General features: G+C 66.6%; 11 protein-coding genes. 4 read left to right on the plus strand and 7 right to left on the minus strand.

The window, feature by feature from the left end:
* The coding region (locus K8I04_11095) for a hypothetical protein (GenBank protein MBZ0072254.1) at positions 1-332 on the minus strand (332 nt) is incomplete at its 3' end.
* A 247-nt stretch (positions 333-579) separates the two neighbouring features.
* Here K8I04_11095 and moaA point away from each other — a divergent pair.
* A complete protein-coding gene (gene moaA, locus K8I04_11100) occupies positions 580-1,602 on the plus strand; it encodes a GTP 3',8-cyclase MoaA (GenBank protein MBZ0072255.1) in 1,023 nt (340 codons plus the stop codon).
* An 86-nt stretch (positions 1,603-1,688) separates the two neighbouring features.
* On the opposite strand, the gene napF is transcribed toward moaA, so the two are convergent.
* A complete protein-coding gene (gene napF, locus K8I04_11105) occupies positions 1,689-2,192 on the minus strand; it encodes a ferredoxin-type protein NapF (GenBank protein ID MBZ0072256.1) in 504 nt (167 codons plus the stop codon).
* Positions 2,193-2,998: 806 nt separating this feature from the next.
* Positions 2,999-4,363, minus strand: coding sequence for an NAD-dependent succinate-semialdehyde dehydrogenase (locus tag K8I04_11110; GenBank protein ID MBZ0072257.1), 1,365 nt, complete (start codon positions 4,361-4,363; stop codon positions 2,999-3,001).
* Positions 4,364-4,426: 63 nt separating this feature from the next.
* On the opposite strand from K8I04_11110, the gene K8I04_11115 reads away from it, so the two are divergent.
* The 3 genes from K8I04_11115 to K8I04_11125 all read left to right on the plus strand — a co-directional run bounded on the left by K8I04_11115 (position 4,427) and on the right by K8I04_11125 (position 8,839).
* Positions 4,427-6,367 carry a transglycosylase SLT domain-containing protein gene (locus tag K8I04_11115; protein ID MBZ0072258.1) on the plus strand — a complete coding sequence of 647 codons (1,941 nt, stop codon included), beginning with the start codon at positions 4,427-4,429 and terminating at the stop codon, positions 6,365-6,367.
* A 95-nt stretch (positions 6,368-6,462) separates the two neighbouring features.
* Positions 6,463-7,431 (plus strand): complex I NDUFA9 subunit family protein, encoded by a 969-nt coding sequence (locus tag K8I04_11120; protein MBZ0072259.1) that lies wholly within the window; start codon positions 6,463-6,465, stop codon positions 7,429-7,431.
* A 142-nt stretch (positions 7,432-7,573) separates the two neighbouring features.
* On the plus strand, positions 7,574-8,839 hold the full coding sequence (locus tag K8I04_11125) for a multifunctional CCA addition/repair protein (GenBank protein MBZ0072260.1): 1,266 nt from the start codon (positions 7,574-7,576) through the stop codon (positions 8,837-8,839).
* Between the two features lie 72 nt (positions 8,840-8,911).
* Here K8I04_11125 and K8I04_11130 read toward each other — a convergent pair whose 3' ends face one another.
* The 4 genes from K8I04_11130 to folB all read right to left on the minus strand — a co-directional run bounded on the left by K8I04_11130 (position 8,912) and on the right by folB (position 11,958).
* Positions 8,912-9,709, minus strand: coding sequence for an undecaprenyl-diphosphate phosphatase (locus K8I04_11130; protein ID MBZ0072261.1), 798 nt, complete (start codon positions 9,707-9,709; stop codon positions 8,912-8,914).
* Between the two features lie 68 nt (positions 9,710-9,777).
* On the minus strand, positions 9,778-10,965 hold the full coding sequence (locus K8I04_11135; protein MBZ0072262.1) for an SAM-dependent methyltransferase: 1,188 nt from the start codon (positions 10,963-10,965) through the stop codon (positions 9,778-9,780).
* 138 nt (positions 10,966-11,103) lie between these two features.
* Complete coding sequence (gene folK, locus K8I04_11140; GenBank protein ID MBZ0072263.1) at positions 11,104-11,595, minus strand: 2-amino-4-hydroxy-6-hydroxymethyldihydropteridine diphosphokinase; 492 nt, start codon at positions 11,593-11,595, stop codon at positions 11,104-11,106.
* Complete coding sequence (folB, locus tag K8I04_11145; protein MBZ0072264.1) at positions 11,596-11,958, minus strand: dihydroneopterin aldolase; 363 nt, start codon at positions 11,956-11,958, stop codon at positions 11,596-11,598. It lies immediately after the preceding gene.
* Between the last annotated feature and the right edge of the window lie 188 nt (positions 11,959-12,146).

Genomic DNA, 12,146 nt, shown 5'->3' on the forward strand with positions numbered 1-12,146 from the left:
GGACGCGGCCTGGGTTCGGGCTCGGCGACCTTGGGCGGGGGCGGCGGCTCCACCACCGCCTCGACGGGGACCTCCAGCGGTACCTCGACCGGTGGCGCGGGCGGCACGGGCTTCACCAGGTTCACACTGACGCGCGTGACCTCCGGGGCCTCCTGCTCGAAGGCCGGCTCCTGGTACCGCTCACCCCACCAGTAATAGCCGCTGACATGCAGCAACAACGACACTGCACACGCCAGGCCCATCGCCACGTTGCGCCGCGAGGGCGCATCCCAGGCAAAATACAGTAGAACCCCGAAGCGGTCGTCCAGGGGCGACGTGGCAAGCGACGACATGGATCTCTCCGACACAGCGTGGAACATTCGAGTGCGTTCACAGGGACTGGTGCAAATTTCCTGCCAGGCCAAAGATTGCGATATCTCAATCGTATTTTCGGCACCGACGGTATCGAGTGTGTCATTTCACACGGTCAGACAGGCCATTTCACGCATTGCCCCCGGTCAAAGCCGGTAGTCGCCGTGCGGTAGATTGGATCCCGGTGGTGAGCGCATAATCGGGATGCAGGCACATCTGCCGGGTAGCATGCCCGCCAGCCTGCCAGATCCGCCACGGAGATACGGCCCCTTGACTGCGCTGATTGATCGCCTCGGCCGGAAGATTGATTACGTCCGCCTGTCGGTGACGGACCGTTGCGACCTGCGTTGCTTCTATTGCCTCCCCAAAGGTTTCAAGGATTTCGAAGAGCCGGAGCACTGGCTCACCTTCGCGGAGATCGAACGCGTCATCGCCGCCTTCGCGCGTCTGGGGACGCGGCGGGTGCGCATCACCGGCGGCGAACCCCTGGTGCGCCACGACCTGCCCACGCTCGCCATGCGCCTGGCAACGCTGCCCGGTATCGAAGACCTCTCGCTGTCGACCAATGCGACGCGCCTGGCGAAGCATGCCCGCGATCTGCGTGCGGCCGGCATCCGCCGCATCAACGTCAGCCTGGATTCGCTCGACGCCGCGCGCTTCAAGGAGATCACCGGCGGCAAGCTGGAGAAGGTGATCGGTGGTCTGCTCGCGGCCAAGGCCGCGGGTTTTGCGCCGATCAAGATCAACATGGTGGTAATGAAAGGCATTAACGAGGACGAAGTCGAATCAATGGTCGACTTCTGCATCGAACACGGCTTCACCCTGCGTTTCATCGAGACCATGCCGATGGGCGACACCGGGCGCTCGGCCACGGACCACTACGTCGACCTGCAGACAGTGAAGGCGCGCCTGGCGCAACGCTTCGAACTGCTGCCGGGGATGATGCCGGGTGGCGGCCCGGCGCGCTACGTGCAGGTTGCCGGCACCGATCTGCGCATCGGCTTCATCACGCCCATCTCGCAGCACTTCTGCGCGACCTGCAACCGCGTGCGCCTGTCGGTCGATGGCACGCTCTACATGTGCCTCGGTCAGGAGCATCGTTTCGAGCTGCGTCCGCTGCTGCGCGCCGGCGCCAGCGACGCGGATCTGGAGGCGGCCATCCTGCAGGCCATCGATCTCAAACCCGAGCGCCACGAATTCAGCGAGAAGCCCGGACAAATAGTACGTTTCATGTCCATGACCGGCGGCTAGGAGCTGGCAGACCCGCCGGCAGCTCATCGTGCCGGCGGAGGGTGTACAAGAGGGAAATAAAGCGGAAGGCGGTGCGGACACAGACCTCAGGCGGAACCAGGGCCCTCATCGTAGAGCACCACCGCCCGGGTGGGGCAGCTGCGCACGCAGGCGCCGCAACCCGTACAGCGGTGCGCATCCACCTGAGGCCGGGCATCACCTGAAGGGAACCCGATCGCGGCGACCACACACTGCTCGCTGCACAAACGACACAGCACGTCCTGACTGACGAGGCAGGCACTGCCGATGATGGCCTTGAGCGCCCAGGGTCCCCGGGGGCGGCCGCGCAAGACCCGCGAGAGGGCGCCGCGACCGCAGGCATCGACACACTCCCCGCAGAAGCTGCATTCACCACCGCTGAAGTCTACGCGCGGGCGGCCCGCGGCGTCGCGCGTGAGCAGCCAGCGCGGGCAATCTTCGATGCACTGCCCGCAACCCGTGCACAGCGTTGCGAACAGGTCCTCGGGAACCGCCCAGGGTGGTCGCGGCGACGTCTGGCCACGGTCTGGATCAACGTGTGGATGGTTCGGGTGATTGTGGGTAGAAGACATCGTTAGTACGCCGCTTAGTCCAAAAACTGTATGTGCCACGGAACCACACGAAAAAACACCGACAAGGCCATAAATCTCACACCGCCATCTTCGTCACCCGCAAGGTGAATGAATCGCCGCTGCAACACTACCCCATGGCCCCGCGCCATGTCCGCATCCTTGCCGTGGCCGAGGTAATTTTTCCAGTCGCATGTAGACACGCAGTCACTATGAATGCCGACGGCCTCGCCGGCACTGATCTGCGTCAAGCACCGATACTAACAAACCCACCACACATCCGACAGCAGCCTGAATATCCACAATATTCAGATGCATTGCAGGACGAACGAGACGCTGCCCCGCCAGTACCCCGGCCGCCGCACTGACGGCGAGCCAGGCAAGGAATGCGGCCATGGACGAGGAAACCCTGAAACCCAGAAACCCTATTTCAACCGCAAAGGACGCGAAGGCGCGCGAAGGAAAACATTGTTGCCACGAAACCTACGAAACTTACAAACCGGGATAAACCTGAAAACCCCAATTGCCACGGAAACACACGGAAGTACACGGAAGGCACTGGAATGAAACAGCGCCGTGAAATACCGATTCATTACTTGGCGGGTGAGCAAGGCCGTTGTGCGACGCATAAAATCTTGTCTGTGTTTTCCGTGTACTTCCGTGTGTTTCCGTGGCTGAACCGGATGTTGTGGGATGCATCGGGTCTTGGCATTACGAATGCTTGGTAGATTTCGTGGCTGACATAGGTTGGATTTCCTTCGCGCGCCTTCGCGTCCTTTGCGGTTGAATCAGGGGTTTGCCAGCGGCGATCAGCGCACCCAGATGGTCTTGGCGTTGATGAATTCGTGGATGCCGTAGCGGCCGAGTTCGCGACCGTAGCCGGAGTGTTTGACCCCGCCGAAGGGCAGGCGTGGGTCACTCTTGACCAGACCGTTGACGAAGGCGCAGCCACACTGCAGCGCCCGGGCGACGCGTTCACCGCGCGCGTTGTCGCGCGTCCAGACACTGCCACCCAGGCCGTAGGGGCTGTCGTTGGCGATCTCGATGGCATGGCGCTCGTCGCGGGCGCGGATGACGCTGGCGACCGGCCCGAACAGCTCTTCGCGATAGGCACGCATGCCGTGCTCGACGCCGTCGAGGATGGAGGCCGCATAGAAGGCGCCCGTGCCGGCCAGTGGTGTACAGCCGGTGACGGCGACCGCGCCCTGGGCGATGCTCTCGACCACCTGCTGATGCAATTCATCGCGCAGGTCGTGGCGCGCCAGCGGTGCAAGCGTCACCGACTCGTCCAGCGGATCGCCATGGCGCCGCGCCTCCGCGGCCGCCTTGAAGCCCGCGAGAAAGGTCTCGGCGACCGCCTCCACGACGATGAAGCGTTTGGCGGCGATGCAGCTCTGGCCCGCATTCAGGAACCGTGACGTCGCGGCCTGCGACACCGCCAGATCCAGATCGGCATCCTCGAGGACGATGAACGGATCGGAGCCGCCGAGTTCCAGCACGGTCTTCTTGATCTGCGCGCCGGCGGTGGCGGCCACCGAACGCCCGGCGGGCTCGCTGCCGGTCAGGGTGACGGCGTGGATGCGCGGGTCTTCGATCACCCGCGCGACGCGCCCGGCCGGGATCATCAGCGTGCGGAACACACCGGCGGGCAGACCGGCCTCGATGAACACCTCTTCGATGGCGAGCGCGCAGCCGGGCACATTGGAGGCGTGCTTGAGCACACCGGTGTTGCCAGCCATCAGCGCCGGCGCGGCGAAACGGAACACCTGCCAGAAGGGAAAGTTCCAGGGCATGACCGCCAACACCGTGCCGAGCGGCTGATAGGCGACCAGGCTGCGGCCGGCATCGCTGTCGATCGGCTCGTCGGCGAGGAAGGTCGCCGCCTGGTCGGCATAGAAATCGCATACCCAGGCACACTTGTCGATTTCTGCGTGTGCTTCGCCGCTGAGCTTGCCCATTTCCAGGGTCATGGTGCGCGCCAGCTCGGCGCGGCGTGCGCGCAGCACGCCGGCGACCTTGCGCAAGGCGGCGGCACGTGCCTCGAACCCGGCCGCCGCCCAAGCCGGGGTGGCGGCGGCCACCGCGCTCAGTGCCTGGTCGAGCTGCGTCTCGTTCCAGGTCTCGACGACCCTGATGACCTCACCCGTGGCCGGATTGACGGACTTGAACACCATGAATCCATTCCCCTTCTCAGTTCGTGATTGTTGCCGTGCTGGAACTGGGGTTAACTATAGAGTATGAACACCCACCTGCGTTACAGCCTCCTGCTCCTGCACTGCCTCCTCGGTATCCTGCTGCTGAATGGCGCGGTCGCGGCGACGGACGAGTATGCCAACGAACGCCAGCACTTCCTGGAGGCCCGCAAGGCCCTGCAACAGAATCAATGGCCGCGCTACCAGCAACTCGCCGATCGCTTGCAGGATTATCCGCTCTACCTCTATCTGCGCTATGACGCGCTGCGCGCCCACTTTTCCCGGGCGACGGATGCCGATATCCGCGCGTTCCTGGAAGAATTCGGTGACACGCCGCCGGCAGAGCGCCTGCGCCACAGCTGGCTGATCCAGCTCGCCCGCCAACATCAATGGACGCGTTTCCTGAGCTTCTACCCCGGCAGCAGCAACTCGGCCGAGTTGCAATGCTTCTATCTGCAGGCCACCCACCGAGAACCTGCGGATGCCGCCTGGCTGGATGCCGCCGTCGCGCTCTGGCGGGTCGGCAAGTCGCAGCCCGATGCCTGCGACCCCGTATTCAAAGTGCTCAGCGACAGTCCGCGCATGACCCAGGCGCTGGTGTGGGAGCGCATCCGCCTGGCGATGGACAACAACGCCCTCAGCCTCGCCTCCTACCTGTCGCGCCGGTTACCGGCCGGCGAACGCAAATGGGTCGACCTCTGGCGTAAGGTGCACCACCGCCCCAGCGAGGCACGCACCATTGCGGCCCTGGCGACGGATTCCGCACCGGCACGCGAAATCCTGGCGCACGCCGTGGTGCGGTTGGCCCGTAGCGACGCCCGGGAGGCGCACGACTGGTGGGCGACGCTGGCCGACCGTTACGCCTTCGACGCACAGACCCGTGCCGACGTCAGCCGGCGCGTGGCGTTGTCCGCGGCCTATCAGCGTCTCCCGCAGGCACACCGCTGGCTGGCAGAGGTTCCGGACCGCGCGCGCGACCGTACACTGGCTGAATGGCAGGCGCGCAGCGCCTTGCTGCAGCAGGATTGGTCGATCCTGCTGACCGCCATCGACGCCCTGCCGGCGGAGGCACAGTCGGAGAGTGAATGGCGCTACTGGCGCGGCCGCGCCCAGGCATACCTGGGCGACCGGGCGGCGGCCGAACAGGCCTTCGAGGCACTGGCCGGCGAACGTTCCTACCACGGCTTTCTGGCCGCCGACTTCCTCGACCGTCCCTACCGCTTCGCGCACGCACCCATGCCCGTCGACGACGCGGATCTGGACCGGCTGCAGCAGCAGCCGGCGTTCGTCCGCGCCCGCGAACTGCGGCGCGCCGACCTGATCTACGACGCGCGCCGCGAATGGGCCTACGCGATCCGCAACCTCGATACACACGGCCTGGAGGCGGCGGCGGCACTGGCCCATCGCTGGGGCTGGCACGACCGCGCCATCATCACGGCGGCACGTTCCAGCCACCAGGACGATCTGAATGTGCGCTTTCCGGTGCTGTATGAGCGCGAGATTGCCAAGACCGCCGCGCAGCTCGATCTCGACCCCGCCTGGATCATGGGCGTGATGCGGCAGGAGAGCGCCTTCATGGTCGATGCGCGCTCCCCCGCCGGCGCGCTCGGCCTGATGCAGCTGATGCCTGCCACCGGCAGTCAGATGGCGAAGCTGCTCAAGCTGCCGGCCCCCAGCCGCGCCGCACTGCTGCAGGCCGATGCCAACATCCGCCTGGGCGGCAATTACCTGCGCCACGTCCTCGACGACCTCGGCAACAAGGTGCTGGCCACGGCCGCCTACAACGCTGGGCCGTACCGTGTGCGCAGCTGGCTGCCCGAGACCACGGTACCGGCCGAGCTGTGGGTCGACACCATCCCCTTCACCGAGACGCGCGGCTATGTGCGCGGTGTGCTGGCCTTCACGACCGTCTACGACGCGCGCCTGGAGCGACCCGTGACGCCGCTGCACAAGCGCATGCCGGACATCGGCCCGAAGCCGCAATGACGCCGCCCGCGACGCCCTTGACCTGATCCGGTGGCGCCGCCACCATTCCCTGTCACGACCGACGAGAAGCGGACGACGCCGTAAAGAGCAACCCCATGGCAGACCAGAAGATATGCATCATCGGCGGCGCCGGTTTTGTCGGCCGCCATCTCGCCCACCGGCTGACCCGGGAAGGCTGGCGGGTGACCATCCCCACGCGCCGGCGCGAACGGCAGCGGGCGCTGCTGGTCGATCCACGCGTGACGCTGGTCGAAGCCGACGTGAATGACCCGGCGACGCTGCGCGGCCTGCTCGCCGGCTGCGCCGCAGTGATCAATCTGGTCGGCATACTCAATGAACGCCGCGGTCCGGCCGGCGAGGCCTTTGCGCGTGCGCACGTGGAGTTGCCCGGGAAGCTCGTCGCGGCCATGCACGACACCGGTGTACGGCGGCTGCTGCACATGAGCGCCCTCAACGCCGACCCGCACGAGGAACACAGCCTGTATCTGCGCACCAAGGGCCAGGGCGAGGACCTGGTGCACGGTGCTGCGCGGCAGGGACTGGAGGTCACCAGCTTCCGGCCCTCCGTGATCTTCGGTCCCGGTGACAGCTTCTTCAACCGCTTCGCGACGCTGCTCCGGATCACGCCCCTGGTGTTTCCGCTGGCCTGCGCGGACAGCCGCTTCGCGCCCGTGTATGTCGACGATGTCATCGAGGCCATGGTCCGCACGCTCCAGGATCGCTCCACCGCCGGCAGACGCTGCGATCTGTGCGGCCCGGAGGTCTATACCCTGGCGCAACTGGTGGAGTACACGGCACGCCAGCTCGACCTGCGGCGGTCTATCTGGAAGCTCACGGACGGGCTGTCGCGTCTGCAGGCGCGGGCGTTGGAGTTCGTGCCGGGCAAGCCGTTCAGCCGCGACAACTACTGGTCCTTGCAGCAGGCCAGTGTCTGCGACCACAACGCGCTGATCGAACTGGGCATCCGTCCGACGGCGATCGACGCCGTAGTGCCGGGGTATCTCGGCCAGCGCAGTGCGCGTGACGCCTATCCGCGCCTCCGCGAACAGGCACGGCGCGGCTAGCATGGTGCCAGGGCGGATTGCGCTGCCCGTGTGCCTCCGCGGCCATCGGTCTTTGAGGGTCATGGCACGCGCTTAGATAAGTGCCATTTCCTTCACGGGATGCACTTTTCATGAACGCGGTTCTTCCGGGTAGAATCGAGGCATGGACATCTATCTCGTCGGCGGCGCGGTGCGCGACAAACTGCTTGGCGTACCGGTCAAGGAGCGCGACTGGGTCGTGGTCGGCGCCACGCCGGAAGACATGGTGCGGCTGGGCTATCGCCCGGTCGGCAAGGATTTCCCGGTCTTCCTGCATCCCGAGACGCACGAGGAGTACGCACTCGCCCGCACCGAGCGCAAGACCGCGCCCGGCTACAAGGGCTTCGCCGTGCACGCCAGCCCCGAGGTCACACTGGAGGACGATCTCAAGCGGCGCGACCTCACCATCAACGCCATGGCCGAGGCCGCCGACGGCACGCTCATCGATCCCTTCAACGGCCGCGAGGATCTCGCCCAGGGCCTGCTCAAGCACGTCTCCAAGGCCTTCGTGGAGGATCCGGTGCGTATCCTGCGGGTGGCGCGCTTCGCGGCGCGCTTCGCCAAGTGGGGCTTCAAGGTCGCGCACGGCACCCACGCCCTCATGAAGCAGATGGTCGCCGCCGGCGAGGTGGACCACCTGGTGTCGGAACGCGTCTGGGCGGAGACCGAGAAGGCCCTGGGCGAGGACCGCCCACGCCGCTTCTTCGAAGTCCTGCACCGCTGCGGCGCGCTGGCAGTGGTCTACCCCGAACTCGACCGCCTGTTCGGCATCCCGCAGCCGGCCCACCATCACCCTGAGATCGATACCGGCGAGCACAGCCTGATGGTGCTGGATCAGGCGGTCCGCCTCAGCCCGGACCCGCGGGTGCGCTTCGCCGCGCTGGTGCACGATCTCGGCAAGGGCACGACCCCGGCCACCGAACTGCCGCGGCACATCGGCCACGAACAGCGCAGCGTCGAATTGATCGAGGCCTTATGCCACCGGCTGCGGATCCCCAACGATTACCGCGATCTCGCCGTCAAGGTCGCCCGCTATCACAGCCACTGCCACCGCGCACTGGAACTGCGTGCCGGCACGCTGCTCGACACGCTCACCGGCCTCGATGCCTTCCGGCGCCCGGCGGTCCTGGAGGATTTTCTGATTGCCTGCGAGGCCGACAGCCGCGGCCGCGGCCATGACGGCAAGGACACGGGGGAGCGGCCCTACCCGCAGGCCGAGGTATTCCGCACGGCCTTCGCCGCGGCGCGTGCGGTGGATGCCAGAGCGCTGGCCCAGCAGGGCCTGGAGGGTGCGGCCCTGGGTGAGCGCTTGCGGGAGTTACGCTGCAACGCGATTACCGCGGTGCTCGCGAACGCCCCGGACCGAGCGACTCCGGAACCGGGTTCCTGACAGTCCCGCCCTTACCAAACGGGGGACGGATTTAAATCCGTCCCCTTTGTCCTCGGCAGTTGGCCGTCCGGCTCAGAGGAACAACACCAGCAGGACCCCACCCAGCAGCAGCCGGTACACGGCGAACGGCCACATACCCATGCGTTCGAGCAGTTTGAGGAAATAATGGATACAGGCGTAGGCGCTGACCGCCGAGATCAATGTACCCCAGGCCAGGGCCTGCCAGTCCGGTGTCCCGGCCGCGGCGATGAGCTTGCGCGTCTCCAGACCGCCGGCGAGGACGATCACCGGGATCGACAGCAGAAACGAGAAGCGCGCCGCGCCCTCGCGGGTCAGACCCAGCATCAACCCGGCCGTCATGGTGATGCCTGAGCGCGAGGTGCCGGGGATCAGGGCGATGGCCTGGGCGATGCCGATCACCAACACATCGCGCCAGCCGATGGCATGCTCATCGCGTACCCGTCGGCCCTGCACGTCGGCCCACCACAGCAGCGCGCCGAAGATCAGCGTGGTCGCGGCGATCACCAGCGGCGAGCGCAGCTGGGCCTCGATGAGGCCTGCGAACAGCAGGCCGGCAAGGCCGACCGGGATCGTGCCAAAGCCGACGGCCCAGGCCAGGCGGCTGTCCGGCGTCTGGCCGTGACCGGCCAGGGAGCGCGCCCAATCGCGCAGCATGATGCGCAGTTCCTGGCGGAAATACAGTACCACCGCGCTCAGCGTACCGACGTGCAGGGCCACGTCGAAGGCCAGCCCCTGATCGGGCCAGTCCGCCAGCTGCGGCAGCAGGATGAGGTGCGCCGAACTGGAGATCGGCAGGAATTCGGTCAGCCCCTGCAGCACGGCCAATACGATGATGTGAAACAACTCCATGTGCGGGCGCGTCTCCTGCCTGATCGTTGTCGTTATTGTCTGCCAGCCCGAACGCAGCGGCGGATTGCCTACAGCCGCCCCCGCAGATCCCGCCCGCCGAAGCCCACGACATCGCCCTCCATGCCGCGCAGCAGCAGCAGCGCCTTGAAGCGCTCACCCATCTCGCCCGGCAGCAGCAACGTCTTGGCCTGTGCGGCCAGCTGCAGATACGCGCTGTGCCCGCCCGTCTCCGGAAATGCCTCGGCCAGCATGCCCTCGATGCCGGCATCGAGCAGATAGTGCGCCTGGGCGGTGAAACCACCGACCCGCAGCCCGTGCGCGTCCGCGGCCTCGGCGACGGCGGTGAAGTCGACATGCGCGGTGATGTCCTGCAGACCCGGCAGCAGCAGGGGTTCGGCGTGCGCGCGGTGGCGATAGTGGCACAGGAGTGTGCCACGCCGCCGCTCGGCGTGATAGTACTCGCGGCGCGGGTACCCATAGTCGATGAACAGCGCGGCCCCGGCGGACAGGTGTTCGGTCAGCGCCGCCAGCCACGGCCCGAGCGACGGCGCGAACTCGGAGCGATACCCGGCCTCCCAACCGCAGGCCGCCGCCCAGGTCGCAATACGTTCGGCTTCGTCCGGTCCGGCGGGTCGCTCTGCCCATACGAAGCGCTCCCGCTCCCAGGCCACACCGTATTCGACGACCCCGCCCGGACGCCAACCGAACAGCATCACCGGCAACGCGTCCAGCACCTCATTGGCGACCAGCACGCCACGCCAGGCCCGCGCCGGCGGCCGGTCCAGCCAGTGGATGCGCGCCTGCAGGTGCGGCAGGCGCTGCGCCAGGTGTGCCCGCTGGCGCTCGCGCAGGTCGGCCGAGCGCTCGAGAATGAAATAGGTGTCGGGCAGGCGACCGCATGCCTCCAGCTCCCGCAGCAGATCGGCGGCCATCACGCCGCTGCCGGCACCGACCTCCAGCACCTCACCGCCACCGAGCTGCGTCAGCACGGACGCGCAGCTGCGCGCGACACAGCGCGAGAACAGTGCCGACGTCTCGGGTGCGGTGGTGAAGTCGCCCGACGCACCGAGCTTGCGCGCGCCGGCACTGTAATAGCCGAGGCCGGGCGCGTACAGGGCCAGCTCCATATAGCGCGCGAACCCGAGCCAGCCGCCAGCGGCGACGATCTCGGCGCGCAGGTGTTCGACCAGGGCCGTACTGACCGCACGTGCCGCGCCAGCGGGCGTCGGCCAATCGGCGGGGATCTCCCAGGGCATGGGCGTGTTCATCACTAAAAACTCAGTTCAGCCACGGCAGATACCGGGGGACAGATTTCAAATCTGCCCCCCTTCGCACGTGGATTCCGTGGCCGGTGATTTTCCGGTTCATCGGCGCTCGCACCCGACCGCGGCACCCTAGTGGTACGGCAATTCCACGCGGTGGAGCGCCTGCCCCGCGGTATCGAACTCGGCCCACAGTTGCGCATAGGTCTTGCCGGTCAGCGGATGGCGGCACGCACCGGCGATGTCGGCCAGTGGCTTGAGGACGAAGGCATGCCGGGTGATCTCGTCGCGCGGCAGTTGCAGGTGCCCCTGGTCGAGAATGAGATCGTCGTAGAGCAGCAGATCCAGGTCGAGTGTGCGCGCCGAGTAGCGTGGCCCGGTCCGTACCCGCTCGTTGTCATCCTCAATGGCGTGCAGCCGCACGGCGACCTCGGCGGGCGTGGCGTCGGTATCGAAGCCGACCACGAGGTTGTAGAAATCGTCACCGTCGAAGCCCACTGCGGTGGTCTCGTAGACCGGCGAGCACTGCAGCGGACCGTAGGTCGCGCGCAGCGCGTCCAGCGCCGCGCATACATGCCGGGTACGGTCGATGTTGCTACCGACGCTGACGTAGACCCGTGCCATTCAGTGGGCGGGGCGGACACCGCGCTCGATGATGACGCCGACATCGCGTGCGTCGCTCACCGCGCCGGTCTTGTTGAGCGTCAGGCGCACCCAGGGCACATTGAATTCGTCGCGCACGATCTCGGCGGCACGCTCGGCCAGCGTCTCGACCAGCTGGAACGAACTGCCCTCGATGAAGGCGATCAGGCGTTTGGCGACCGCCTTGTAATTGAGTGTGTCCTCGATGACATCGGTGGCGGCGGCCTTGCGGATGTCGGCGGCCATTTCCAGATCCAGGCTGATGGTATGGGTGACGCGCCGCTCCCATTCGTAGATACCGATGACTGTGTCGATGCGCAGACCGTGCAAGAAGATGATGTCCATCGCGACACGATACAAGCTGCGAGTGGCCAGTGACAAGTGAAGCACCCAGGGCTGCGTAGCGCTGTCCCGTGCGGCTGCGCGATGGGCGGCCGGGCATGGCCCCACTGCCTGACCCGGCCGGCGTATTGGATGCGCCCGGCATCGAGCCCGCTCCGCACCTGGAACCGGCAGGTGGGAAGGCGGCTCTG

The organism is Gammaproteobacteria bacterium (genome assembly GCA_019911805.1).
Taxonomy (GTDB): Bacteria; Pseudomonadota; Gammaproteobacteria; order Thiohalobacterales; family Thiohalobacteraceae; genus JAHJQQ01.